The sequence below is a fragment of the Streptantibioticus ferralitis genome (assembly GCF_029223525.1).
In the GTDB taxonomy this organism is placed as follows: domain Bacteria; phylum Actinomycetota; class Actinomycetes; order Streptomycetales; family Streptomycetaceae; genus Streptantibioticus_A; species Streptantibioticus_A ferralitis.
The window spans coordinates 22,147-47,388 of the sequence record NZ_JARHTQ010000019.1; the positions used below are offsets into that span (position 1 = coordinate 22,147).

The 25,242-nt window shown below is 68.7% G+C and carries 24 protein-coding genes, 1 tRNA gene and 1 pseudogene; 14 read left to right on the forward strand and 12 right to left on the reverse strand.

Translation table 11 applies throughout. The annotated features are described in order from the left end of the window. The first annotated feature begins 106 nt into the window (after positions 1–106). The 3 genes from istA to P2L57_RS25355 all read left to right on the forward strand — a co-directional run bounded on the left by istA (position 107) and on the right by P2L57_RS25355 (position 3,213). On the forward strand, positions 107–1,366 hold the full coding sequence (istA, locus tag P2L57_RS25345) for an IS21 family transposase (RefSeq protein ID WP_275818380.1): 1,260 nt from the start codon (positions 107–109) through the stop codon (positions 1,364–1,366). Next, positions 1,366–2,223: an IS21-like element helper ATPase IstB gene (gene istB, locus P2L57_RS25350; RefSeq protein ID WP_275818381.1), complete on the forward strand. Its 858-nt coding sequence runs from the start codon at positions 1,366–1,368 to the stop codon at positions 2,221–2,223. The genes istA and istB overlap by 1 nt, the downstream gene beginning before the upstream one ends. A gap of 357 nt (positions 2,224–2,580) precedes the next feature. Continuing rightward, entirely contained in the window at positions 2,581–3,213 is a 633-nt protein-coding gene (locus P2L57_RS25355; protein WP_275818382.1) for a LysE family transporter, read from the forward strand. A 243-nt stretch (positions 3,214–3,456) separates the two neighbouring features. Here the strand turns inward: P2L57_RS25355 and P2L57_RS25360 are convergent, their stop codons facing one another. Further along, positions 3,457–3,945, reverse strand: a complete 489-nt coding sequence (locus P2L57_RS25360; protein WP_275818383.1) for an Lrp/AsnC family transcriptional regulator — start codon at positions 3,943–3,945, stop codon at positions 3,457–3,459. Positions 3,946–4,072: 127 nt separating this feature from the next. Between P2L57_RS25360 and P2L57_RS25365 the strand changes: the two genes are divergently transcribed. After that, positions 4,073–5,404, forward strand: coding sequence for an APC family permease (locus tag P2L57_RS25365; protein WP_275818384.1), 1,332 nt, complete (start codon positions 4,073–4,075; stop codon positions 5,402–5,404). 237 nt (positions 5,405–5,641) lie between these two features. On the opposite strand, the gene P2L57_RS25370 is transcribed toward P2L57_RS25365, so the two are convergent. The 3 genes from P2L57_RS25370 to P2L57_RS25380 all read right to left on the reverse strand — a co-directional run bounded on the left by P2L57_RS25370 (position 5,642) and on the right by P2L57_RS25380 (position 8,507). Then, positions 5,642–6,304, reverse strand: a complete 663-nt coding sequence (locus tag P2L57_RS25370) for a class I SAM-dependent methyltransferase (RefSeq protein WP_275818385.1) — start codon at positions 6,302–6,304, stop codon at positions 5,642–5,644. A gap of 356 nt (positions 6,305–6,660) precedes the next feature. After that, positions 6,661–7,065 (reverse strand): cupin domain-containing protein, encoded by a 405-nt coding sequence (locus tag P2L57_RS25375; RefSeq protein WP_275818386.1) that lies wholly within the window; start codon positions 7,063–7,065, stop codon positions 6,661–6,663. Beyond that, positions 7,062–8,507, reverse strand: coding sequence for an MFS transporter (locus tag P2L57_RS25380; protein WP_275818387.1), 1,446 nt, complete (start codon positions 8,505–8,507; stop codon positions 7,062–7,064). The genes P2L57_RS25375 and P2L57_RS25380 overlap by 4 nt, the downstream gene beginning before the upstream one ends. A 57-nt stretch (positions 8,508–8,564) precedes the next feature. Between P2L57_RS25380 and P2L57_RS25385 the strand changes: the two genes are divergently transcribed. Together P2L57_RS25385 and P2L57_RS25390 are read left to right on the forward strand one after the other, a co-directional pair. Then, positions 8,565–9,233 carry a TetR/AcrR family transcriptional regulator gene (locus P2L57_RS25385; protein ID WP_275818388.1) on the forward strand — a complete coding sequence of 223 codons (669 nt, stop codon included), beginning with the start codon at positions 8,565–8,567 and terminating at the stop codon, positions 9,231–9,233. Positions 9,234–9,705: 472 nt separating this feature from the next. Next, positions 9,706–10,032 carry a hypothetical protein gene (locus P2L57_RS25390; protein WP_275818389.1) on the forward strand — a complete coding sequence of 109 codons (327 nt, stop codon included), beginning with the start codon at positions 9,706–9,708 and terminating at the stop codon, positions 10,030–10,032. Between the two features lie 251 nt (positions 10,033–10,283). On the opposite strand, the gene thyX is transcribed toward P2L57_RS25390, so the two are convergent. Beyond that, positions 10,284–11,069, reverse strand: a complete 786-nt coding sequence (gene thyX, locus P2L57_RS25395; protein ID WP_275818390.1) for an FAD-dependent thymidylate synthase — start codon at positions 11,067–11,069, stop codon at positions 10,284–10,286. A gap of 337 nt (positions 11,070–11,406) precedes the next feature. Between thyX and P2L57_RS25400 the strand changes: the two genes are divergently transcribed. Next, on the forward strand, positions 11,407–12,798 hold the full coding sequence (locus P2L57_RS25400) for a penicillin-binding transpeptidase domain-containing protein (RefSeq protein WP_275818391.1): 1,392 nt from the start codon (positions 11,407–11,409) through the stop codon (positions 12,796–12,798). Positions 12,799–12,878: 80 nt separating this feature from the next. Here P2L57_RS25400 and P2L57_RS25405 read toward each other — a convergent pair. The 5 genes and pseudogenes from P2L57_RS25405 to P2L57_RS25425 form a co-directional block, all read right to left on the reverse strand. Next, positions 12,879–13,502: pseudogene (locus P2L57_RS25405) on the reverse strand (phosphohexomutase domain-containing protein); the annotation flags it as partial. Beyond that, on the reverse strand, positions 13,442–13,870 hold the full coding sequence (locus P2L57_RS25410; RefSeq protein WP_275818513.1) for a hypothetical protein: 429 nt from the start codon (positions 13,868–13,870) through the stop codon (positions 13,442–13,444). The gene P2L57_RS25410 and the pseudogene P2L57_RS25405, both read right to left, overlap by 61 nt. After that, positions 13,867–14,784, reverse strand: a complete 918-nt coding sequence (locus tag P2L57_RS25415; RefSeq protein WP_275818392.1) for a radical SAM/SPASM domain-containing protein — start codon at positions 14,782–14,784, stop codon at positions 13,867–13,869. Before P2L57_RS25415 ends, P2L57_RS25410 begins: the two co-directional genes overlap by 4 nt. A 126-nt stretch (positions 14,785–14,910) precedes the next feature. Further along, positions 14,911–15,282: a hypothetical protein gene (locus P2L57_RS25420; protein WP_275818393.1), complete on the reverse strand. Its 372-nt coding sequence runs from the start codon at positions 15,280–15,282 to the stop codon at positions 14,911–14,913. Beyond that, positions 15,275–15,532, reverse strand: a complete 258-nt coding sequence (locus tag P2L57_RS25425; protein ID WP_275818394.1) for a hypothetical protein — start codon at positions 15,530–15,532, stop codon at positions 15,275–15,277. Before P2L57_RS25425 ends, P2L57_RS25420 begins: the two co-directional genes overlap by 8 nt. Positions 15,533–15,732: 200 nt before the next feature. Between P2L57_RS25425 and P2L57_RS25430 the strand changes: the two genes are divergently transcribed. Both P2L57_RS25430 and P2L57_RS25435 read left to right on the forward strand, forming a co-directional pair. Then, a complete protein-coding gene (locus P2L57_RS25430; protein ID WP_275818395.1) occupies positions 15,733–17,118 on the forward strand; it encodes a helix-turn-helix domain-containing protein in 1,386 nt (461 codons plus the stop codon). A 314-nt stretch (positions 17,119–17,432) separates the two neighbouring features. Beyond that, positions 17,433–18,041, forward strand: coding sequence for a hypothetical protein (locus tag P2L57_RS25435; RefSeq protein WP_275818396.1), 609 nt, complete (start codon positions 17,433–17,435; stop codon positions 18,039–18,041). Positions 18,042–18,249: 208 nt separating this feature from the next. Here P2L57_RS25435 and P2L57_RS25440 read toward each other — a convergent pair whose 3' ends face one another. Continuing rightward, positions 18,250–18,585, reverse strand: coding sequence for a helix-turn-helix domain-containing protein (locus P2L57_RS25440; protein ID WP_275818397.1), 336 nt, complete (start codon positions 18,583–18,585; stop codon positions 18,250–18,252). 137 nt (positions 18,586–18,722) lie between these two features. Between P2L57_RS25440 and P2L57_RS25445 the strand changes: the two genes are divergently transcribed. Continuing rightward, positions 18,723–19,694 (forward strand): hypothetical protein, encoded by a 972-nt coding sequence (locus tag P2L57_RS25445; RefSeq protein WP_275818398.1) that lies wholly within the window; start codon positions 18,723–18,725, stop codon positions 19,692–19,694. Then, entirely contained in the window at positions 19,691–21,427 is a 1,737-nt protein-coding gene (locus P2L57_RS25450; protein ID WP_275818399.1) for a transposase, read from the forward strand. The genes P2L57_RS25445 and P2L57_RS25450 overlap by 4 nt, the downstream gene beginning before the upstream one ends. A 265-nt stretch (positions 21,428–21,692) precedes the next feature. Here P2L57_RS25450 and P2L57_RS25455 read toward each other — a convergent pair. Beyond that, positions 21,693–21,776, reverse strand: a tRNA-Leu gene (locus P2L57_RS25455). A 410-nt stretch (positions 21,777–22,186) separates the two neighbouring features. On the opposite strand from P2L57_RS25455, the gene P2L57_RS25460 reads away from it, so the two are divergent. The 3 genes from P2L57_RS25460 to P2L57_RS25470 all read left to right on the forward strand — a co-directional run bounded on the left by P2L57_RS25460 (position 22,187) and on the right by P2L57_RS25470 (position 25,241). Beyond that, a complete protein-coding gene (locus P2L57_RS25460; protein WP_275818400.1) occupies positions 22,187–23,047 on the forward strand; it encodes an FHA domain-containing protein in 861 nt (286 codons plus the stop codon). 10 nt (positions 23,048–23,057) lie between these two features. Beyond that, a complete protein-coding gene (locus P2L57_RS25465; RefSeq protein WP_275818401.1) occupies positions 23,058–23,573 on the forward strand; it encodes an FHA domain-containing protein FhaB/FipA in 516 nt (171 codons plus the stop codon). A 72-nt stretch (positions 23,574–23,645) separates the two neighbouring features. Beyond that, positions 23,646–25,241, forward strand: coding sequence for a PP2C family protein-serine/threonine phosphatase (locus P2L57_RS25470; protein ID WP_275818402.1), 1,596 nt, complete (start codon positions 23,646–23,648; stop codon positions 25,239–25,241). Position 25,242 lies beyond the last annotated feature (1 nt).

A 25,242-nucleotide genomic window follows, 5' to 3' on the forward strand; every position in this document is an offset into this window, starting at 1 on the left:
TCTCGGCGACGGTCCAAATCTGACCCTTTGACGGCGTGTCAATCCTGACCCATTTGTGGATTTTCATCTGATTCTTGGCCTTGGTGATCAAGGTCAGGAGGGAAGGGTGATCCGCGTGGAAGACTGGGCAGAGATCCGCCGTCTGCACCGGGCGGAGCAGATGCCGATCCGTGCGATCGCACGGCATCTGGGCATCTCGAAGAACACGGTTAAGCGGGCCCTGGCGAGCGACCGGCCGCCGAAGTACCAGCGGTCGGCGAAGGGCTCGGCGGTGGACGCGGTGGAGGTGCAGATCCGCGAACTGCTGCGGGAGACACCGACGATGCCCGCGACGGTGATCGCCGAGCGGATCGGCTGGGAGAAGGGGATGACGATCCTCAAGGACCGCGTCCGTGAGCTTCGGCCCGCCTATCTCCCGGTCGATCCGGTCTCCCGCACGACCTATCGGCCCGGCGAGCTGGCCCAGTGCGACCTGTGGTTCCCGGAGGCACAGATCCCGCTGGGCTATGGGCAGACCGGCCGCCCGCCAGTGCTGGTGATGGTCTCGGGCTATTCGCGGATGATCGCCGCACGGATGCTGCCCTCCAGGAGGACCGGCGACCTGATCGATGGGCACTGGCGGTTGCTGTCGCAGTGGGATGCCGTTCCGCGGATGCTGGTGTGGGACAACGAGGCCGGCATCGGCCGCGGACGGCTGACCAGCGAGTTCGCCGCGTTCGCGGGCCTGCTCGCCACCAAGATCTACCTCTGCCGCCCGAGGGATCCGGAAGCGAAGGGGCTGGTGGAGCGGGCGAACGGCTATCTGGAGACCTCGTTCCTGCCCGGTCGTCACTTCAGCGGCCCGGACGACTTCAACACCCAGCTGGCCGGGTGGCTGAAGGTCGCCAACCGCCGCGTCCACCGCACCCTGGGCGCCCGCCCGGCTGACCGCTGGGAGGCCGATCGGGCCGGGATGCTCACCCTGCCAGCGGTGGACCCGCCGACCTGGTGGCGGTTTGCGACCCGGCTGGGCCGGGACCACTACGTCCGCGTCGACACCTGCGACTACTCCGTCGACCCGGCGGCCATCGGCCACCTGGTCACCGTGCTGACCGACACCGACGAGGTCATCGTCTTGGCCACCGGCGGACAGATCGTCGCCCGGCATGCCCGCTGCTGGGCCCGCCACCAGACCCTCACCGACCCCGAACACGCCGAGACCGGTCAGATGATGCGGCACCAGGCCCGCCGTCACCCCACGGGTCAGATCCAGGCCGTCAGCTGCGGCGGCACCGGCCCGCTGGTCGAGGTCGAACAGCGCGAGCTGGGCACCTACGACCGGTTGTTCACCGTCATCGACGGCGGCGCCGACAAGGAGGCCATCTGATGCCATCAACCGCCACCGCCGACGGCGAGGCCGCCCTCGCCCAGCCCGTCGACGAAGCCCAGGTGTCGGCCGCGGGTCGCCGCACCAGCCAGCAGACCTCCTCCGATCTGGCCTTCCTGGCCCGGGCTTTGAAGGCTCCGGCCCTGCTGGAGGCCGCCGACCGGCTCGGCGAACGGGCCCGCAAGGAGTCCTGGACTCACGCCGAGTACCTCGTCGCCTGCCTCCAACGCGAGGTTTCCGCCCGCGAATCCCACGGCGGTGAAGCACGCGTACGCGCCGCCCGCTTCCCCTCGATCAAGACGCTCGAGGAACTCGACGTCACCCACCTGCGCGGCCTGACGCGCCAACAGCTCTCGCATCTGGGCACGATGGACTTCATCGCGGGCAAGGAAAACGTCGTATTCCTCGGCCCGCCCGGCACCGGCAAGACCCACCTGGCCATCGGGCTGGGGGTCCGGGCCTGCCAGGCCGGACATCGCGTCGCCTTCGCCACCGCCGCCGAGTGGGTCGACCGACTCGCCGCCGCCCACCAGGCCGGAAACCTCGCCGCCGAACTCACCCGCCTCGGCCGCTATCCCCTGATCGTGGTCGATGAAGTCGGCTACATCCCCTTCGAATCGGAGGCCGCCAACCTGTTCTTCCAACTGATCTCAAACCGCTACGAACACGCGTCCGTAATCGTCACCAGCAACAAACCCTTCGGACGCTGGGGAGAAGTCTTCGGCGACGAGACCGTGGCTGCCGCCATGATCGACCGCCTCGTCCACCACGCCGAAGTCCACTCCCTCAAAGGAGACTCCTACCGCATGCGCGGACGCGAACTCGGACGCGTCCCCACTGACACCGACACTGACTGAAACACCGCAAAGTGGGTCATTTCTCACCCGCCCAAAGCGGGTCACGATTCACCCGACGCCGACACCCCGCGGTGTCGCGATCGCCACCTTCTCCCCGTTCGCAGAGTGAGCCAACGAGCCCCAGCTCTGCGCGGCCATCGCCGACCGGATCGCCTTCCGCTGCACGCTCATCCAGTTAGGTGCTGATCGAACTTCTCAGATCCCTCCTTCGAAAATGAATTGCCGAAGCAGCCGCGCTGCCCAGAGGATCTGCGCTATGACCACGATCACCGCCTTCCTGCCGCTGACCGCCACCGTCCGACCGGTGTGCGTCCAGCAGCAGCCTGGCCGATCACGGAGGCCGATGCTCGTCTACGCGTGATCGCAGCCCTGGTCGCGGGGCTACTCGCCGGCTACGGCATTGCCATGCCGGTGGGAGCAGTCGCGACGTATCTGGTGGTCCTGACCGCTCGGACCTCTTTGAAGATCGGCGTTTGTGCCGCATTGGGTGTCGCAACCGCGGATGGCCTCTACGCGCTGATCGCCGTGATCGGAGGCTCCACGCTGACCCGTGTCGTCGAGCCGATGATGCACCCCTTGCGAGGAGTCTCGGTCGTGGCGCTCATCGCGCTGGCGGCCCGCAGCGCTACAACGGCGCTCATTCGGTACCGCAAGCCGCTGACGGCAACTCAGCCCGAAGAACGCCCCCTCGGCCCGGTGCGGGCCTATATGGGGCTATGGGGGGTCACGATGATGAACCCCCTCACCTTGATCTACTTCGCGGCACTCGTGCTCGGCAGTCAGAGCCCAGCGGCGCCGAATCATCTGGAACAGGCCGTGTTCGTCCTGGCCGCCTTCGCAGCATCCGCCAGTTGGCAAGTACTTCTCGCCGGTGGCGGAGCATTGTTCGGCCGACTACTGACCAGCGGCCGAGGGAGGCTTGTCACCGCCGTCGCCTCCAGCGCCCTGATCACCGTGCTCGCTGTCCGCATGCTCTTCGCACAGCCCTGACGCGCATCGGCAATGTAAGAACAGATCACCCCAGGACCGTTGGCCAGCCAAACAGGGCCAGCGGTCCGTTTCATCTGATCGACCGCCAAGCGCAACCCAGCAGGTGTTTTCGACAAGATGAATGAGAGCCATTCGCGCCGTTGTGATTTCCTGGATCCGGGCTCCGTTCCTGCTGTCCGCATCGAGTTCCGGTTGTCGCTCGATCGAGCGGCAGCCGTCGGATACGACGGGGGCGGTGCGCATCTATGCGTGGTCCCCGGGATGCGCGGTCACGCTCTGTTCGGTGATCACGCGGTCACTGACGCTCGTTGAGTACACGATCGTGGTGGTGATCGAGCCGATCCGGGCGATACCGGCCGTCAGCTCTTCGAGATGTGCCATCGACCGGGCTGCGACCTTGGCGATGAAGCAGTCGCTGCCGGTCACGTGATGACACTCAAGGATCTCCGGGCGCTCGTCGAAAATCCGCGCGTAGTCACGGTAGTCGCCACCGGGGTATCGGATGTTGACGAACGCGAGGATGGGCAGGCCTAGCCGGTTCAAGTTGATCCGAGCACGGTAGCCCTCGATGACCCCCCGCTGCTCCAGGCGCCGGACGCGCTCGGCGACCGCGGGTGGCGTCAGCGCGACCCGGCGGCCCAGTTCACTGAAGCTCACCCGCGCGTCCTGCTGCAGCACGCGCAAGATGCTCCAGTCGGTCACATCCAGCTCGACTTTCAATTCGTTAGCCATCACGGGAGCATAGCTTCAACTTAGTTCCCGATAGAGGGAAGACGCTTAATAGCATCCCTGTATCCCGGCAGGAGACCCCCATACGCTGCGACGAGAAGTTGCAGATGTCGCAGCCCAGGAGGGGTGGATGTCACGAGTTGACCAGGCCATACCGGCCGCCAAGGTGAGGCAGATCCCAGACCGGCCCGGAGGCTTGAACCTCGCGCAAGGCATCGCCTTGTATGTCGGAGCGGTGCTGGGCACCGGCGTGTTGGCGCTGCCCGGCATGGCCGCCAAGCAGGCCGGGCCGGCCTCGCTGCTGTCCTGGCTGGCTCTCGTCGTGATGTCGGTGCCGCTCGCTGCGACGTTCGCCGCGCTCGCCGCCCGCTACCCCGACTCGGGAGGAGTATCGACGTACGTGCGGCAGGCATTCGGCGACCGCGCCGCAGCCGTGGTCGGCTGGTGGTTCTACCTGGGCGCGCCTGTGGGCATCCCCGCTCTGGCGTTCTTCGGCGCCTCCTATCTGGCCCGGGCCACGGGGGGCGGCTGGGGCGAGAGCGTCGCGTGTGCCGCACTGCTCCTCGCGATCGGTTTCCTCGCCAACGCCTTCGGCGTGCGGATCTCCGGACCTGTGCAACTCGCGCTGTCCGGCACCCTGGCGCTGCTGCTCGTTGTGGCGGTTGCCGTGGCGCTGCCGCACGCCCGGCTCTCCAACTTGCATCCGTTCGCTCCGCACGGCTGGGCAGCGGTTGGATCGGCGGGGGCCCTGCTGGTCTGGTCGTTCACCGGTTGGGAGACGGTCACCCACCTGTCCGCAGAATTCGCCCGGCCCGCCCGCGACCTGAAGCGGGCGACCGTCGGCGCGCTGGTCATCGTGGGCGTGCTGTATCTCAGCCTGGCCACGGTGACCGTGCTCGCCCTCGGCAGCACAGCCGGGGCGAGCACGACCCCGTTGGCCTCGCTGCTTCAAACCGGGCTCGGCGGCTACGGCGCGGACGTAGCAAGTGTGGTCGCGGTGTTGATCACTCTCGGCACCATCAACGCCTACGTCGCCAGCACCGCAAAACTCGGTGCAGCCCTGGCCCGCGACGGCGCCTTGCCCCGCCGCCTCGCCTCCGGCGCGCAGCCAGGCGGAGTGCCCCGAGGCAGCCTGCTGACCGTGGCAGCGATCTCAAGCGGTGTCTTCATCGCCGCAGCAGTGACGCGGATGGACCTCCAGCCACTGGTTCTCAGCACGACGGCGTGCCTGGGGGCCGTCTACGCCATCGGCTCCGCGGCCGGCGTCCGGCTGCTGCGGCGAACGAGCCGGGCAGGTGTGGTGGCCGCTGCCTCGGCGTTCGGCATCGTGGTGCTGCTGCTTGCTCTCACCGGCTGGTATTTGTTCTGGCCCCTGATCCTCGCGGCGGCCGCCCTTACGGTGACTGGTGTTCGGTCAGGAGCCGGACGAGCCCCCGGTTCCGCAGCCGGGCATGCGGCCTGACGCACAAAAGCGGACACGCGGCCAATCGGCCTAGACCGACCGCCCCTTGCGAGCTCTCCCGGGCCACCGGGCAGCCCTGGTGCGAACGCTGCCAGCAACGCTGGGTGACCTGCAGCGGCTGCGGCACCGTCGCCCAGGCCCGCGGCGGCACCTGGGAAGAGCCGTTGTGCGCGAAGTGCACCAACCCCCACCCGGACTTCTGGGGCCGCTGCCCCGTCTGCACCATTACCTGGCAGCTCAGCACCCGCCCCTGCCAGCGATGCGTCCTCGACCAGAGCGGCGGGCCAGCAGGTGGGTGTCGAGGAAGCCCCGCTCGGACGCTGGGTCGTGGAGCAACCGAGCCACCGTGACGAGTCCGGCCCCGGCAAGCAACTCGGCAAACTGGTCCGTCGGCCAGCTATAGGCAGGCGCCACCTTGTGGTCGAAGCGGACAGGCTCCGCCCCCTCGGTGCCGAAGAAGGACGCCAGGAGCAGGCCCCCTGGTGCCAGGACACGCACCTGCTCAGCGAGCAGTGCGGGCAATTCTTCAGGTGGGGTATGAATCATCGAGTAGTGGGCCAGCACTCCGCCGAGCGCGCCGTCCTCGACCGGCAGGGCCCCCATTCGTGCTTCGTCGAACCGCAGCGCCGGATGGGCCCGCCGGGCGTGGTCGACCATAGCCGGGGAGAGGTCGAGCCCGAAGGCGTCCAACCCCAAGTCGTGCAGCATGGCGGTCAAATGGCCGGGTCCGCACCCGACGTCCGCCGCCCGTAGGTTCCCCGTGCCACGCACGAGCTCGGCGAAGGTGCCGATCATGTTCCGCGCGAACGGCTGCGTCTCCAACCGATTAGCGAACATCGACGCATACAGTTCGACGACCCCGTCGTAGGCCGCCCTCGTCTCGTCCTGGTGTTTTAACACGGGGAGGAAGCTAACATCCGCGCCGTTCACAGCAGTTCTCTGGCCCCACACCGGCCCCTTCCCCGCAGGACTGATCGTCCTGTCACCTGACCACGCGACGCCCCAGTAGTTCGGAGAAGGCATGAGCCGAGCGTCTTGAGTGGTACTGGCGGGAGGGGGTTATTCCGACCGTGCACTATTCCCCGAGATCACTCGCCCCGACTGATGACATTGAGGATGGCGCCCGTGGTCCTCCCCTGGGTCGGACGGACCCAGGGGAGGCGGATCGACGACCAGCCATCCCGCGGCGACCGCCGTTCTCCCGAACAGTCGCCGCAGGGTGGCCCGACAGCAGGGTCGGCCGGGCCTCTCTGCAGTCAGCGAGTGTCGGTGCGCTTTTCGAGGCGGGTGCCGTGGCGAAGGGTGATCGACATCAGGTCGCTGGGGGCGTCCAACTCCAGGCGGTGCCAGCGGCCGCGGGGGACGATCACGGCGGTGCCTGCGTGCAACCGCACCATGTCCTCGCCGCCGCCGGGCCTGGCGGGACGCAAGTAGAGGCGGACGCCGCCGGCCAGGCAGCACACCGCCTCCTCGGCCTCCGGGTGCATCTCCCATTGGTCAGCGTGGACGTCGGTGTCGGTCTCCACGTGGAACGTCGCGATCTGCCAGGCGCCGGAGTCGCTGCTCGTCATCCGCCGTTCGGCGACTCGGACGTCGCCGTCGGGTTGGATGTGCAGCGCCGAGGCGAACAGGTCGATGGATGAGATGGGTGTCGTCGTCATGACGGCGTTCCTTCCAGTCGGTTCTCTGCGGGGGTGGCGGGTCGCGGGTCAGGTGCTTCGGCTCGGCGGCGGGGCAGAACGCCGATCGCCACGATGGCCGCGAGCACGAAGAGGGCGGCGGCGACGGCCAGTCCCAGGGCGTAGCCGTCGTTGAGCGCGGCGGGGTCGGTGGCCGTGCCGGTGTGGTGTGCGGCGATGGTGGCCAGGGCGGCCAGGCCGATGCAGCCGCCGAGTTGGCGGGAGCTGTTGAAGAGGCCGGAGGCCATGCCGGCCTCGCGCGCGGCCACGCCGGTGGTCGCGGCGGCGGCGACCGGGGCCAGGACAAGTCCGGTGCCGATGCTGGTCATCAGGGATGGGCCGAGCACGTCGGTGAGAAATCCGCCGTCGGGACCGATGAAGGCGAACCAGGCCAGGCCCGCGGCGGCCAGCAGGGCGCCGGGTACCAGGGCAGCTCGGGGGGTGCGTGCCGTGGTGACGCGGGTCGCGATGATGGTGCCCGCGACCAGGCCCGCGGAGAAGGGCAGGAACGCGGCGCCGGTCGCTGCGGCACCCATGCCCAGGACCTGCTGCAGGTACAGGGACACGAAGTAGAACGCCGTGAACTGCCCGGCCGCGGCCAGGAACACCAGTACGTTGGCGCCGGCCACCCAGCGGCTGCGCAGCAGGCCGAGGCGCAATAGCGGTGCGGGAGCCCTGGATTCGGCGAAGACGAAGGCGATCAGGAGCGCAGCCGCGGCGACGAGCATCGCCAACGTGGCCGGGGAGCCCCACCCTTGGGCGTCGGTGCGGACCACGCCGAACACCAGCAGCCCGACTCCGCCGGTTGCCAGGACGGCGCCGAGCACGTCCAGCCTCTCGCGCCGGGCGGGGCGTGCTTCGGCGGGCACGCCTGCGAGAACCAGCGCGAGAGCCACCGCCACGATGGGCAGATTGATCAGCATCACCCAGCGCCAACCTGCGTACTCGGTCAACAGCCCACCCGCCAGCACGCCCAGCGCTCCCCCCGCGGCGTTCACCGCGCTCCACACTCCGAGCGCCCGGACACGCCGAGGGCCCTCAGGGAAGGTGGTGGTGAGCATCCCCAGCGCGGCTGGGGCGGCCGCGGCAGCACCGAGCCCCTGACCGGCACGGGCGGCGATCAGTTGCCAAGGCGCTTGGGCCAGGCCGCCCGCGAGCGAGCACAGCCCGAAGACGGCCAGACCCAGCACGAACAGCCGACGGTGACCGTACAGGTCGCATGCGCGGCCCCCCAGTAGCAGGAGTCCGCCGAATGTGAGCGCGTAGACGTGCACGATCCACGACAGGTCGAGCGGCGCGAATCCCAACGCGGAGCGGATTGCGGGCAGTGCGACGTTGACCACCGACATATCCAGGGCGAAGACGAACTGGGCGACGGCCGCCGCCAGCACCAGGCGGGGTCGCCCCCGTGAGTTTCTATACATGTAAAGAAAGTAGCCTTAGGGGATCGCTGCTGTCGACACCCGGGGGATGATGAGGGCATGCCGCAACCGTCCGCACCGCGCAAAGCCCTCGGCCGACCTCCCCGTATCTCCCGTGAGGAGGTCATCGAGACGGCTCGCCGGATCGTGGATACGGAAGGCGTGGGCCGGCTGACCATGCGGCGGCTGGCCATGGAGATCGGCAGTACGGCGATGGCGCTCTACCACCACGTCCGCAACAAGGAAGAACTACTCGTCCTGCTGCTGGACGACTACGCCGCGCGGACGCTGCAGCGGCCCGAACTGCCCGCCCAGCCGCGCGAGCGGATCGTCGTCGCCGCTGCCACGATCCACGAGGCGCTCGCCGCCTGCCCCTGGATCGTGGAGGTGCTGACCGCCGACGACCTGATGTCCACATCCGCCCTGTGGTTTGTCGAGCAGATCGTCGATGGCCTGGTCGAATGCGGCCTGCCTCCCGAGCGGGCCGTACACGGGTACCGCGCAATCTGGTACTACACCGCCGGAGAGATCGTGGTCCGGACAACAGCGGCCCGGCGGCGCACCGACGATGACCGTCCTACCTACCGGGAGCGAGCCTTCGCCGAACTCGACCCGAGCGAGCTACCCCGCTTGGCACAGGTCGCCGACCACTGGGCGCCGCTGACCGCCGAGGACACCTACCTGGAGGGGCTCCGAGCCCTGGTGGACGGCCTCCTGACTCCCCGTTAACCTGCTCATTCACTTCATACCTGCCCGAGCGCCAATACGATGCCAACGCCTCTGCCCGCAAGCCTCACGAAGCCGATCTCATGATCGCTGTGATCTGCGGCTGGTGAGGTCCTCGGCGCGGGCGGCGAGGCACTCGGCCCAGTCGCGTCTGGCGTAGGCGACCCAGCGGAGCGCGGTGTGGCGGTGCATCCCGGTCGCGTCCGGCGAGGATCGGGCTGGGGAGATCAGCAGCGAGAGCGGCCAGTGCCCCGTTGCGCGCGGTGCGAACCGGGATGCCGTGCCGGTTGAGTTTCTGGGTCATGCCGTGCGTCGAGATCTGCTTGCCCGGGACCATGCCCGGGAAGAGCCACTGAGGGCCTGGGTGGACTCGCGAGAGCTGCGGCCGCAGCTGGGGCTGTTCAGCAAGTTGCCGAAGTAGCTCGGCGAGCCGTGGAGGCAGCAGGACGGGGTGGCGGCCCAAGACTAGGTGAGCGTGCTTGTCACCGAACTTGAGGTGTTCATGCGTCAGGTGGCGAAGACGTTCGGTGGACAGGCCGAACAGCAGGGTGATCGCGCCGCTGGCGCGGACGTCCGTCGGCAGGGCGTCGTCGGTCAGGCAGCGTTGGAGGAGTCGCCAGCGATCGTCGTCGTCGAGCAGGTCCTGGGGCTCCTGGCTTGGGATGGAGGGGACGGTCAGTTCTCGGGCGAGCTGGCGGCTGGTGGTCCATTTCAGGAAGTAGCGGATCAGGTAGCGCCGCTGGCTGGTGGCCCCGGCGATCCAGTCGTCGATGTGCTCCTGTGCGAGGTCGGCGAGGGCTAGGCCGCGCTGGTCCGTCCAGGCCAGGAAGTCCAGGGCGACGCTGACGCGGCGCCGCAGGTCACGGTCGGCGGAGGCAGGATGGCGGCGGGTGGCAGCCCGTTGGCCCCGATCCGCCGGGCATCGGCTGCGGGGCCCACAGGGCGTTCATGAGTGGGCGCGATCAGCAGCTTCCCAGGCTGCCGAAGAACATATCGTCCAGCAGGTCATCGTTTCCCGACGGGGTGGATCGCAGACCACTGCTCCGAACGAGGTCAGACCTTTCGCCAACCCGGAACCCACGCGCCATCCCGCACTGTGTAGTCGCCGAACAAGGCAGGGGCTTCTTCGACCATGAGTTCTGCGACCTTGCCGAAGAGAAGGCGGATCTCCTCCTCGGCTCCAGGGGCCGTCCGGTTCTCGATGACGTGCCGCAAAGTCCGCACGTTAGCTGTCCACACCATCCCGGTCCCCACGCCCTCGGGGGCGAACCGGCGCATGAAGGAGGTCTTCTCCTTCTTCTCGGCGAACGGTACGCCTTCCTCGTCCAGGCCGAAGTGGTCAGCCATCCACAGCTGGAAGCCCTCCATCTGCTCCAACAGGGCCGTGGCACGCTTCATCAGCTCGGCGTCTTCCTGGGCCCACTGGGGGAACCAGAAGGGCAGGTCGTCCAGGCGCACGAAGCGCAGGGACTCCTGGGAGACCGCAGCGCCAGCACGGTGCCGGACGAGTTCATGGGTGGCGACCCGGCTGACGTTGTGCAGGACGAAGGAGAAGCTCACGTGCTCCAGGACCGACCCGTGAGCACTAGCCAGGATGTTGCTGAGGTACTCCTCCTGGTCGGCGCGGATCCGCGTCACGTTCGGGTTCAGGCCCGGCTGCCAGGACCGGTAGCAGATGCGGCCGGCGAACTCCGCCAGGTTCTGTGCGTCGTCCAACTCGCCGCGGTCCCCTCGCTCCAGCCAGTTCTCGCCCCCGACCTCGGCGAGGTAGGCGGCAACCTCCTCGTAGTCCAACTGCGGGCGGGCGATGAGACGGACCTGGGGCTCGACACGGCGCAACGCGATCCTCCGGAGTGGTTCGAGAGCGGACCCGCAGAGTCTGCCACGTTCCCCACTCCCGCCGACGCGGTAGAACTTCAGACCACACGACTCCGGCGCGGTGATCGCGCACACGTCCTTTCGGCGTAGCCAAAGGCACTTGACGTACCGTGCGCCCGTATCCGGTCCTTCACCGGTGGGGCTCCGCTTGGCCCACCTCAGCGGTGCGCGGAGGCGGTACAGCTCCTGCGGGCGCTGGACGTTTCCCGTCGCGCAGATCGATCCCGCGAGTCATCGTCGGGGCCCCATCTCTGCATCAGGCACCTGTCCGTGTGCACCGCTCCCTAGGATGATCACCATGTCCTCGACAAACCGGTGCTCGGCCGTCCTCGCAACTCTTCTTGTGCTGGTTTCCGCCCCCTTGTCGGGCTGCGCGTCCAGCAGCGGTGCTCAGCACCCGTCGCGCCAGGCCGACGAGACGAAGCCGCCGAAGGAAGGGCTCGGCAACATCATCGTTGCCGGCCACCCTGTCACGGGATCGAAGGCGACCGGAATCTCGAAGATCCCGTATCAGCGTACGGATACCGACGGGGCGCTGTACGCGGCCGTTACCGGGTTCCGATCGATGGCGTTCGGGAGGTCGGGGCTGGAGGGGGTCTACGACGACATACTGGCCCCAGCCCCTGCCCACGCGGGCCACGGCCCCAGCGACGTGGTAACGACCATTGACCCGGCTGTGCAGAAAGCAGCCGCCGACGGGCTGCGGGGCCGCAAGGGCGCCGCGGTTGCCCTGGATGCGCAGAGCGGGCAGATCCGGGCCCTGGTGAGCGCTCCGTCGTACGACCCGTCCGTGTTTAGCGGGCTCTCGTCGGCTGACAATGACGCGTGGCTACGGCTGAACAACGACAAGGACATGCCGCTGTTGGACCGGGCGCTGAGGGACACTGTGGAGCCGGGGGAAACGTTCCAGGTCGTGGTGGCGGCAGCGGCCCTGAACAAGGGGCTGTACAAGTCCGTGGACGACCCGACCCATAGCCCCGACCCGTACACGCCGCCCGGCAGAACGTCCCCGCTGGCGAGCGATTTCACCCATTGCCAGAACGCATCCATTCGCTCGGCTTTGAAGTATTCGTGCGCCAACGTCTTCGCGAGTATGGCCGTCGACGTCGGCCAGGACGGTCTCGCGACGATGGCCGAGGCGTTCGGCTTCAACGACGACAAGCTGCTCACGCCCATACGCCCTGCGGCGAGCGTCTACCCGCGAGGGCAGCTCAGCGCGGCCAGTCTGGCTGACACAGGCAACGGCATTGAAGGCGTGACCGCAACACCCTTGCAGATGGCCAGAGTCATGGCCGTACTCGACAACGGGGGAAAGCAGACCCAGCCGGAATTGGTTACCCAGATCATTCATCCTGACGGGAGTGTCGAGAAGCCCAAGAGCGATACGGGCGCCGCCAAGCAGGTCCTTGAGCCGAACGTCGCCAACCAGCTGCGATCTGCTCTGCAGGGCTCAGCCTCGCCCCCGCTAGGTGGCGAGACTGGGTGGGCGCCGCGCTCGGGGCCGGCCAACCGCGGTGATGCCGCCGCGTGGTCCGTTTCCTTCACCCGCTCTGGGGACGGACGGCCCATGGCCATCGCGGTGGTCGTCACCGTGCCCGCAACGTCGACTGACCACTCCAGCGACGAAGCGGGGGCCGTGCACGTCGCCCAGGAGATGAGTCAGGCCGCCTCCAACTCCACGCATTCCTAAAGTCGTCGTTTCCCGGACAACGGAAGGGGAGCCAGCCGCTGGCTGGCTCCCCTTCGCGTGCTCGGTCCATCTCCTCGTGGTCAGGAACGGACCAAGGCCAGGACTTCGTCGCGCAGGTTGTCGACGGCGGCCTGGGTGGGGGCTTCGACGTTGAGCCTCAGCAGCGGTTCGGTGTTGGAAGGCCGGAGGTTGAACCAGCGGCCGTCGCCGAGGTTGACCGTCAGCCCGTCGAGCCGGTCGGTCGTCACGCCGTCGAACTGCCGGTATGCCGCCTCGACTCCGTCCAGTTTGGATGGGACGTCGGCGACTTCGGAGTTGATCTCGCCGGAGGCGGCGTAGCGGGAGTAGTCGGCGACCAGCTCGGACAGCGGCCGGTCCTGTTCGCCGAGAGCGGCCAGGACGTGCAGGGCGGTGAGCATGCCGGTGTCGGCACGCCAGAAGTCGCGGAAGTAGTAGTGGCCGGAGTGCTCTCCTCCGAAGACCGCCTCGTGCTCGGCCATCAGGGCCTTCATGAACGAATGGCCGACACGGGAGCGGATCGGGGTTCCGCCGTGCTCGCGGATGACTTCCACCGCGGCGGCGGAGGTGATGACGTTGTGCACGATGGCCGATCCGGGGTGTTTGGCCAGCTCGCGGGCGGCGACTAGGCCGACGATCGCCGACGGGGAGACGGCTTGGCCCTTCTCGTCGATGAAGTGAGAGCGGCGCTGGAGGACAGTCCGGCGGCCACCGGTAGTTCGGTGGAGGCGGTCAGCACCAGCCCGGCGATCTGTTCGGCCTGCTTCAGGCTGACGCGGGCAGCGGCCTGCATGTGGTCCAAGACGTGCCCGTCGTAATGCCGTCCGGCGGCTTTGGCGACCGAGACCAGACGCGTGCGGAACAAGGGCGTTCCCGAGGTCAGGGCTAGGGCAGTGGAGCCCACAGCCCGCCATGCGGTCACCCGGGTTCGTAGCGGCACAGCGGCGACCACGGAGGAGCCGCCAGTCATCCAGTCCAACGACTCCCCGGCCAAGCACAGGCGGCCGGGAACCGAGACGGTCACCGCCCGCCCGGCGATGTCAGTGGTGGTCATCGGCGGGTCTCCGGCAGGACCTGCGGGCAGGTGGCGCACCCCGGTGAGCGGGACCAGTCCGCCAGGGCGTGGCGCTCGCGCCAGTCGACCATGGTCGGGTGCATCCACAGCTCGGCCAAGGTGTGATCGGCGACGTTGCCGACCACGTACCGGTGGTGCTCGGTGACGTCGGGGACCACGTTGCAGCACATCTTCATCTGGCCGCGGAAGTCCACGCTGAGCGAGGTGTCGGTCATCTGGCACGGCGCGGTGCGCGTCGGGGCGGCCAGGGGGACAGCGGCGGTGCCGCCGCGGTCGTTGTAGGTGGCGATCGCCGGGCGGATGACCTCGACCTTCATCCCCCGCGCCGGGTCGATCCAGGTCGCGGCCAAGCCCTGGCGGACGCGGGTGAACTGCCAGTCCATGCCATCAAGGAGCTTGGTCTTGGTCAGCCAGCGCCGCAGCGCCTCGAAGGTGGGCAGGACGTTCGCTCGGTGGGGGTAGCGGGTGACGCGCAGGTACTTCACGCCCTCCTCACCCAGCCGTTCCACAGTGGTGCGGCTGAGCAGGTCGCCGTTGGTGTAGATCGCAGGGCTGGCCTCGGGGATGTCGCGGCGAACCTGGGCGATCTCGTCGAACAGGCGGGGGTTGGCCAGCGGCTCGTTGTAGTTGTGGAAGGCGAAGAACCCGGCGAACCCTGCGGTTGCGAGTTCTGCGGTGATCTTGGCGAACAGGTGCCAGTCCATCAGCTGCTGGGCACGGCGGGCGGTGGTGTGTTCGTTGGGGCACCACGAACAGGTGCGGTTGCAGTACCTAGACGTCTCGATGTCCACGTACCGAAGGCCCGCAAGGGGGCGTTCCTCGGTCGGGGCTGGGTGTGCGTGCGCGGCGACGAGTGGCAGTAACGGTCGTTGGTGGTCGGCGGGTTCGGGCACAGCTGTCCTCCATCAGGTGGGCAGGTGAAAACGGGCGGAAAGGGACCAGGTGGGTGCTTGGGCCTGCCCGGCCGGGAGAAGGCCGCCCATCCCGACCGGGCAGGGTTCTTCGGGGGCGCCGGGGCGTCAGCCGGGCTGCGGGCCGGGGCCCGGCCCGGCGCCGAACAGCACCGTGGCGAGCGGGACGGTGCCGGTGGGGTCGGACAACACCCGCACAGCCGCCTCCAGCCGAGCTGGATCGAGGCGGTAGTGCCTGACCGCCGCGTCCGCCAGGGCCTGGGCCAAGCGGTGTTGGAGGAAGGCTTCGTAGCGGTGCTTGGCGACCGCGGCCACGAGGGCTTCCGGCGAGGCGAAGGCGGTGCGGCGCATGGTCTGGTCCGGACCCGTGCCATAGGTCATCCACACCACGACCTCACGGGTGCCTTCGCGGTACTCCACCTGGAACGGCAACTGCCGCGGGGTCGTCTCCGGTAAGGGTTCCTGGGGGCGCTCACTCATCGTCTGCAGCGCAGGCCTTCGCTCGCTTGCTGATGAGCTGCTCGAACTGGATGGCGTACAGCTCGACTTGAGCCGGGGTGAGCACGAGAACCGAGGATGTGGTGCGGCCGTCGGTGTGGTGCAGTTCGATGTCGAGGGCGGCCTGCTGCGCGCGGTGGTCGTAGGCCGCGTCCCGCTTGGCCGGGGTCGCGTGGGTGACCGAGGCGGCCTGTGTGTCGGGTGCGGAGGTGGCGTGGTCTGGCTCATGCATCGTTCTCACCCCTTGGTGACAGTGATGGCGGCCCGGCCGTCTGCCGGGCCGCCCACGGCCGACAGGACACCGCAACCGGCACCGGGCTGGGAGGGACGGCAGGCGAGCGCGTAACCGGTTTGCACACGGCGTAAATGGCGTGCAACGCCTCGCGTTGATGGGTGGTTTGGCGCAACAATGCGGCGCGGAGGTGACCCGCCGTGGACGGCACCCATCCGATCTGGCACTCAACCCCGATGCACGACGCCCTGGCGCGCCACGATGTGGGGGCGGTGGTCCGGTTGGCTCGCCGCGCGGCAGACGTCACCCTCGCCGACCTCGGCCAGGCCGTCGGCTACACCGCCGCCTCCCTGTCCCGCATGGAACGCGGCAAGCAGCCCATGCGGGACGTGGTGCTGCTCCAGCGGATCGCGGAAGTCCTGGAGATTCCGCCCCACTTGCTCGGGCTCGCGCCCCGACACGAGCAGCAGCCTCCCGCCGCAGCTGCACGGCCGCTGGGGGCCACTAGGGTGGTGCTGGAGCCGATGGGCGAGGAGGGTGAGGACCCGGTGCGACGCCGCAATCTGCTGGCCTCCGTGGCTGGGGCCGTCACCAGCGCGGTCTTCGGGCCCAGCCCGACCGGCTCCGCCCGCACCCTCGGGCCTCCCAGCCTGGCGGGGCTGGAAGACCTCCTGCTGTACCGGCGGCAACCCATCGTGCGCGGCCCGGACCCGACGCCCACCACGGTCGGCGCGGCGGTGGAGGAAGCCCGGCGTGATTTCAGCGCCTGCCGCTACGAGACCCTCGCCCGCGCCCTCCCCGGCCGGATCGCGCTCGCCCAGGCCCTGGGCACCGACGGGCACACCGAGCGGGCGGCCACCGCGGTCGCCGAGCTGTACAACACCGCAACCAGGCTGTGCATCAAGCTCGGTGAAGACGGCCTGGCAGCCGTCACCGCCGACCGGGCGCTGACCGCCGCGTTCAACGGAGCGGACGCGCTGACCGTGGCGGAGGCCCACCGCATGGTCTCCTCCGCCTGGCGCCGCCAGGGCCACTACGCCCGCGCCACCGACGTCGCCGTCACCGCAGCCCAACACCTGGCCACCGACCGCACCTCGGACGAGACAGAACGCCTGTCGGTGCAGGGGAACTTGTACGCCACAGCCGCCTACACCGCCGCCAAGCAAGGCGACCGGCACACCGCGCACCAGCTGATCGCCGAGGCCCACGCCACCGCCGCACGCCTTGGCCATGACGAGTTGGCGCGTGGAAGCGTCTTTGGGCCCAGCCAGGTCCTGCTGCACCAGATCTCGATCAGTCACCTGCTCGGTGACGCGGGCCAAGCCATCGAACACGCCCGCCACGTCAACGTCGCCGCTTTGCCCACCACCGAACGCCAGGCCCGGTACTGGATCGACGTCGCCCGTGCTTTTGACCAATGGGGCAAGCCAGAGCGCTGCTACCGCGCCCTGCTGGCTGCCGAGCACGCCGCACCCCAGGAAGTGCGCCGCAGCTCGGTGCGGACCATGACCGCCAACCTGATGCGGCACGACCACATCCTTCCCGGGGTGCGGTCGTTCGCCGCCCGTGTCGGCGCCCTCACCTAGTACAGGGCTTCGCCCATCCGGGAGTTTCCCTATCCCACCGGGTGCGGTAGCTCAGGTGCCCTGTGCGCAGGAAGCACCTGTGCCTGATGGCGTGCAGCCTTTCCCTCCCTGTGTCTGTCCTGCCGTGCCAAAGACGGTGTTCTCAGTGTCTTCCCTACGGTTGTGACCAGGAGGGTTTGGGTGGCGTGTATGTGGGATGGGATCCCATCTCGCTGGTTTCGGGAAACCCCCTCGTTCACTCGCCTAGGTGACGGTGTGGCCCATGATTAGGAAGATCCGCATCGGCGCCATTAGGGTCACGCACTGTGGCCTCGATGACTTCTTGGGCCGATGCCCTCCGTCGCCATACACCCGACCAACTCCGCATCGCACTACGGCAAGAGAAGGAGCAGGCCGAGGAAAAGGCGCGTGTGCTCGGCGAAATGCTCAGCACGCTGGACCTCATTGTCGGCAGCGACGAGCAGTGGCAGAACGTCAATCTCATGGGCCCTGCCTCCTCACCGACGCAGACCGCCGCCAGCCCACTTTTCAGTGACGCGGCCGCCGGCCCGCAGGATGTGGCTGCTGGTGCGCAGGGGCTCGCCAACCGAGCTGACATGGCATTCGATGCCTTCAGCGACGCGGGCGCTGGCATCCCGCCGCAGCGGCCAGCGCCTGCCAAGGAGACATCCGACAAGGCCACACCGAAGACGCGTCGGGAATGGATCATCGCCTTGATGCTGGCTGCGCCGCAGCGCTGGTGGTCGGCCCTCGACCTGTGCGTCGAGATCGGTGTAGACGGTCACCGCAAACTGCGCGGCATCCTCAGCGACATGGTGCGCCAAGGCCAGCTCATCAAGCACAAGGAGCCCGGCCGTAAGCACGTCTTCTACCGACTGGCACCCGAATTCGCCCGGCAGCAGGAGGCACCCGTGAGCGGATAGCCCACAAAAGCAGGCACCTCCGGGATTGCCGCCCGGAGGTGCCCCTCAAACGAGGCCACCAGAAGGTGCCTCAAAAACGAGTTCACCGATCTGCACCTTGCGAGCTGCATTTCACGGGTCACGTCGCGTTGCGAGCGTAGCACCAGGTTCATTCCGCGCACCGTGCCGTGTCACCCGAACGTGTGCCCTTTTCAAGGGCGTTGGGCGGTCATGGCGTTTGTTGCTGCTGTTCTTCCGCGTTGCGCGCGTGCTCGCGGCGCGGCCACAAGTCCACTTTCAACGCCGCTTCCAGGCGCGCGATGGCGCCGAAGTCCGGCAGCGTGCGCCCCTTCAGCGTGCGCTCGATCGTGCGGCGACTGACCCCACAGGTCCGCTCGATCGCGAACGGGTTCAACCCTCGCTCGCCGATGACGGCGCGCAGCTGGCGGGTGAACGCCTGCGCGTAGACCGCGCTGACCGGGGCGTCATCGCGCAGCCGCCCGTCCGGCCATTGCCCCTCGGCCAGGTAACTGGCGGGGGCGTCGTCTCCATGGCTGCGCGGCACAACCCCACGGTAACCGCGGCAGGAGCACGCATCCCTTGCCTCGTCCGGGATTGTGACGCGAACAGCCTTCCGAACATCAATCGAACATGGAAAAATAGTGGACCTATAAGACCACTCCGTGTTCGGGGGAGACGCTCGTGCCGCGTCCGCTCGTCCTGGGGGGGGTGGTGGTGACCGACGTGCCCACCGCCATCGCCCTGTATGAACCCCGAAGGCTGCCCCTGGCCGCCTGGCTTCAGGTCGCATCCTTCGCCCGCGCCTCGGTAACCGCCTTCGAGCCCGCATCACCCTGGGCCGCCGTGCAGTACCTGTCCACCACCGCCCAGTTCAGCGTGTGGGCGCTTGCCGAGTATCTGCCCTTGCAGGCCGAGGAGTTGTTCACCCCCGACGTCGTCGAGCGCTTCACCGCGGTCGGCATGCCCACGCTGCAAGAGTCCTCGCGGCGCACACACCGCTCACGCCTGGCCACGATGGGCAGGAAGATCACCCGGCGCGCGCCATGGCCGCCGCAGCAGGCCGCACTGCCCCGCAACCGCCTGGCCCCTCCCTACTCCGAGGAGGAAGTGGCCGCGTACTTCGAGGTCGCCGAGCAACAACCCACCGGCGCGCGGACCCGAGCCGCCTTCGGGCTGCTCGCCGGCGGGCTCGGCGCAGGGCTCATGCCGGGCGAGCACCTGATCATCACCGGCTCGTCCGTCACCCGCAATGTGGACGACGTCACCGTCCTCAACATCGCCGGTACCAGGGCGCGGCCTATCCCGATATTGGCTGCCTACGCGCCGTTGGTGCGCACCTTGGCCGCCCGCTTCCCCGACGAGCCGCTCATCGGCACGACCGGACGAAAGAGTAAGAACCGTCTCAACCAGTTGGTCAGCCGGATCGAAGTGCCCGCACGGCTTCCCGCCCTGACCGCACCCCGCCTGCGCACCACCTGGCTGGTGACCTTGATGACCGCGGGGATACCACTGCCGGAACTACTGGCCGTCGCCGGTTTGGCCAGCACCGGCACCCTGGTCGATCTTCTGCCGCACGTTCCCCGCCTCTCCGCACAGGACGCCGCCCAGCGGATCGCCGATGCCCTCGCCCATGCGCCTGGGGCCGCCCGGTGAGCGACCCTGCCCGCTTGGTGCCCCTGCACCGCACAGGCCTGCGCAAGCTCACCCTCGAACAAGCCGTCCGCCGCGCCCAGTTGCTGGTCGACCGCTCCGGCCTCCTGCCCGCGGTCCAAGCGCACCTTCATGCCGAGACCGGTGCGCCACGGGAATTCACCGCCCGCGCCCTCCTCGTAGGGCTGGCCACACACGCACTACGCCTAGGCGAGATGCACCTGACGAAAGTGCTGTCCACCCTCGCCGACCTTTCCCCCTCCGCCCGTCACGACCTAGGACTGAGCGAGGAAGCCGCCACCTACCGGATGCTCTGGCACGCCTTCACCGGCCTCAACCGCGCCCTGGAAACCGGCTCCTTGGCGATCCCGCACAACCACCACTGGGTCAACCGCGCCACCGGTGAGCTGTTGCCCTGCCCGGCGCACTGCCCCCACCAGCCCATCACCACAGGAGAGTTCGTCGGCCGTCTCCTCGATGCCTCCGTGCCCGACAGCCTGCAACTCACCGGAGTACTGGCCATCGACTCCACGGACTTCGAAACCTGGGCCAGGCGCCGCTCGTGGAACCGTGCCCCCGACGTGGACCCCGACCACCTGCCCGTCCAAGACGACGAGACCCACGACGACAAGCGGCTCCCTAACGAGCCCACCTGGCCCCGAATCGGCCACGACGGGCGTGCCCAGCACACCGTCGACTGGGACGCCCGCGAGGGCTACCGCTCAGGCACCAACGGAGGGCGCGGTCAGGTCTTTTGCGGCTTCGACCTCCACCTGGCCGTCAACGCCCGCACCACCACCGGCCCCGAAGTCCCCTTCGTCTTCACCGGCCTGCACCTGGCCCCGGCCGGATCCCACAAGGGCGAAGCCGGAATCGCCCTCATTGACCAGGTCCGCGCCCGCCGCCCCGACCAGCCGCCGATCACTGAGGTCCTAGCCGACCGCGGCTACTCCTACTGCACCCCCGCACGCTGGGCCCACCCCGTCCGCGCCCGAGGCATCGAAGCGACCATCGACCTGCACCCCAACCAGCGCGGACAGCACCCCGGCCCCATCCCCGGCACCGTCATCATCGACGGCACCCTGTTCACCGACGCCCTACCCCCACCCCTGCGGCGCCTACCGGGCTTTCCCATCGGCATGGCCAAGGAGGACAAGGCTGCACTCCACCAGCGTTACGACCAGCGCGCCGCCTACGCCTTCACCCCACACAGCCGCCCCGACATCGACGGCTACCAGCGCTTCAAAGGCCCCGCCGTCGCCAAACGCGTCCGCTGCCCGAACTACCCCCCATCCCTGCGCCTGCCTCACGACCGCCCGACCACCCGCTGCGCCCGCGGGATGCCCTGCGCGTGCGGCAAGACGATCACCCTCGGCCCCCAGGACATGGCCTGGACCCGGCAGCGCACCGTGTGGGGCACCAGCGCATGGGCCGCCGACTACGGACGGCGCTCCGCCGTCGAATCCGGCAACGCCGAGATCAAGACCCACCGACTCCACATCGACCGCGGATTCACCCGCGTCATGGGCACCCTCAAGAACACCCTCCTGCTGGCCTTCGCCATCGCAGGCCTCAATGTGGTGCTGCTTCGTGACTGGCACGCCAAGCGCCAGCGCCCCGACCCCTGGGCCACCCTGACCGGCGAGCCTGAGCAGCCCCGTAAGACCCGGCGGACCGGGACCAAGCGCCGGACCACCACTCTCGCCACCCTGACCGCGGGCGAGCCCCCAGGCTGACCTACCCCAGCCCCCGCGATCACCACCCGAGCACGCAGCGCGGCCCCGCCCTGCCCGGAATCAGGCCAGAGATCAAGAAAACGTCCCGCCACGGGCTGGGTCGAACGCCTACCGACAGGACAAACGTGCGAAAATCGTCACAACGGGCCGCCATGCGCCCCTCGCGGTACCCGCACCCAGACACAACGAAGAACCCCTGGTCCGGATCTCTCCGAACCAGGGGTTCTGTCAATCTGCCGTGGGTAGTTACGTGAACTACCTATTGTGCGCGAGGGGGGAGTTGAACCCCCACGCCCTTGCGGGCACTGGAACCTGAATCCAGCGCGTCTGCCTATTCCGCCACCCGCGCATGGGTGTTGTCGTTGGATTCTGCCACACTCTCCGGGGGGCCCGATCCGGTGGACCGGCGCTTCCGGCGCTTGTGGGAGCGCCTTCCGACATCCAGAACATTAGCACGTGCCGGAGGGTGGGTTCACATCCGTTTCGAAGCCCCCGGGAGGAGGGAACCCTCGGTACTTGCGGGACACTGGCCGGGGGCCCATCTACCATCCCTGTGGAGACATCGGCACTGCAGTGCGACAACCGGACGGAGAGCTTCGAGCGCCCCACCAGGGTCGGGGAACTCTGTGAGGGTCGACACTGTTGTAGTCGACAGCCAAGGGGAACCACCCGTTTCCCCGAGGCGTGGATACGATCAGTAAGCAGTACGACAACGCAGACACGTCAACGTACGAGAACGTCTAGGAGGGAGGTGCCCCGGTGGGAGTACTGAAGCGCTTTGAACAGCGCCTCGAAGGGCTCGTCAACGGCACCTTCGCCAAGGTGTTCAAGTCCGAGGTCCAGCCAGTCGAGATCGCGGGCGCGCTCCAGCGGGAGTGCGACAACAACGCGACCATCTGGAACCGCGAGCGCACGGTCGTCCCCAACGACTTCATCGTGGAGCTGAGCACTTCGGACTACGAGCGGCTCAGCCCGTACGCGACGCAGCTCGGCGAGGAGCTCTCCGGCATGGTCCGGGACTACGCCAAGCAGCAGCGCTACACCTTCATGGGACCGATCAAGGTCCACTTGGAGAAGGCCGACGACCTCGACACCGGCCTGTACCGGGTGCGTAGCCGCACCCTCGCCTCCAGCGAGTCCCAGCCACTCGCCGCCGACGCCCGAGGGCACGTCGGCGGACCGACGCAGGGCGGGCCGGCCCCGCAGCGCGCGGGCGGGTACGGCTTTCCGCCGCCGCAGCCCGCCGGTGCGCCGCCGATGCCGTCGAGTCCGCCCGGCCCCGGGCGGCCCGGCCAGGCACCGGTCACCCGGCTGCCCGGCACCGGCGACCCCTCGGCGAACACCCGCCGCTGGATCGAGGTCAACGGCAACCGCCACCAGATCTCCCGGCCGACCCTGGTGCTCGGCCGCAGCACGGAAGCGGACGTGCGGATCGACGACCCCGGCGTGTCGCGCCGGCACTGCGAGATCCGGGTCGGAACGCCGTCCGTGATCCAGGATCTGGGGTCGACCAACGGAATCGTGGTGGACGGGCAGCACACCCAACGCGCTACGCTCCGCGACGGCTCACGCATCGTCGTGGGCAGCACCACCATCGTGTACCGGCAAGCCGAAGGGTGAAGCGGGGAGAATGTCAGAGCTGACCCTGACGGTCATGCGGTTGGGTTTTCTCGCCGTGCTGTGGCTGTTCGTCATCGTCGCCGTACAGGTCATCCGTAGTGATCTGTTCGGCACCAAGGTCACCCAACGCGGCACCCGCCGCGCGGCGGCAGCCGCGGAGCAGCGGCCGCCGCAGCAGCGCCAGCAGCAGCCGCAGGCCCAGCAGGGCCGGAACAACCGCCAGCGGCGCGGCGCGCCGACCAAGCTGGTGGTCTCCGAGGGTTCGCTGACGGGTACGACCGTCGCACTGCAGGGCCAGACGATCACCCTCGGCCGGGCGCATGACTCGACGATCGTGCTCGACGACGACTACGCGTCCTCTCGGCATGCCAGGATCTATCCGGACCGCGACGGTCAGTGGATCGTCGAGGACCTCGGATCCACCAACGGCACCTATCTGGACCGCACGCGGCTCACCACACCGACGCCGGTTCCGCTCGGTGCCCCGATCCGCATCGGCAAGACCGTCATCGAGCTGCGGAAGTAGTCGCGCAATGGGCGAGCGAATGAGGCAGGGTGGCCTCGGCAGGCTCATCAACGGAGGGTGGGGACGTTGCGGATGTACCCCGAGCCGACCGGCGAGGTGCGCATGAGTCTGTCCCTGCGCTTCGCCGCCGGATCCCACAAGGGCATGATCCGGGAGGGCAACGAGGACTCCGGCTACGCCGGTCCGCGGCTGCTCGCCATCGCCGACGGCATGGGTGGCCAGGCGGCCGGTGAGGTCGCCAGCTCCGAGGTGATCTCCACCCTCGTCACACTCGACGACGACATTCCCGGCTCCGACATCCTCACCTCGCTCGGCACCGCCGTGCAGCGCGCCAACGACCAGCTGCGGGTGATGGTCGAGGAGGACCCGCAGCTCGAGGGCATGGGCTGCACGCTGACCGCGATGCTGTGGACCGGCCAGCGGCTCGGTCTGGTGCACGTCGGCGACTCGCGCGGCTATCTGCTGCGCGACGGTGTGCTGACCCAGATCACCCAGGACCACACCTGGGTGCAGCGGCTCGTCGACGAGGGCCGGATCACCGAGGAGGAGGCCGGTACGCACCCGCAGCGCTCGCTGCTGATGCGGGCGCTGGACGGCCGCGGCCAGGTGGAGCCGGATCTGTCGATCCGCGAGGTGCGGGCGGGTGACCGTTATCTCATCTGCTCCGACGGCCTGTCCGGGGTGGTCAGCCACCAGACGCTCGAAGAGACGCTCGCCAGCTACCAGGGCCCGTACGAGACCGTGCAGGAGCTGATCCAGCTCGCACTGCGCGGCGGCGGCCCGGACAACATCACCTGCATCGTGGCGGACGTCCTCGACGTCGAGGACGGCGACACCCTCGCCGGTCAGTTCAACGAGAGCCCGGTGGTCGTCGGCGCGGTCGCCGAGAACCAGCACGTGCTGCACGACCCCAGCCATCTGCAGACCCCGGCCGGCCGCGCCGCCGAGCTCGGCCGCTCCGTACCGCAGCAGTCGCCCGCCCCCGAGGGCGCGTTCGGCCCGCCGGACAGCGGCGACCCGGTGGCGGCGCCGCCGATGGGCAGCTTCGGCCCGTACGACGAGACCGCGGCCGAAGGACACGCCAAGCCCAAGCGCAAGCGCAAGTGGCTCAAGCGCTCGGCGATCACGATCGTGGTGCTGGGACTGATCGGCGGCGGGCTCTACGAGGGCTATCAGTGGACCCAGAGCCAGTACTACGTGGGCGCCAACGGCGACCACGTAGCTGTCTACCAGGGCATCAGCCAGAACCTGCTGGGGATGAACCTGTCCAAGGTCCACCAGGACTATCCGCAGGTCGAACTCAAGTACCTGCCGAGCTACCAGCGCACCCAGGTCCAGGGCACGATCACGGAGGGCAACCTGGACCAGGCCACCCAGAAGGCGGGCGACCTGCAGAAGCAGGCCACGATCTGCAAGGCGGTCGCCGACGCCAAGTCCAGGCCGGCCAGCGGCGCCTCCGGCAACACGGCGGGCAAGCCCGGCGACACCAACGTCAAGGGCGGCGCGCCCAGCGGCAGCCCCAACCCCAGCCCCAGCCACTCGGCCGATCTCCCCCACACCACGACGAAGACGTCGCAGACCACCACCCAGTCCGCTCCGTCGCCCGGCCCCACGCTCTCCGTCGATGAGCAGAACCAGGCCAAGCAGTGCGACAGCGGCTCGCAATAGC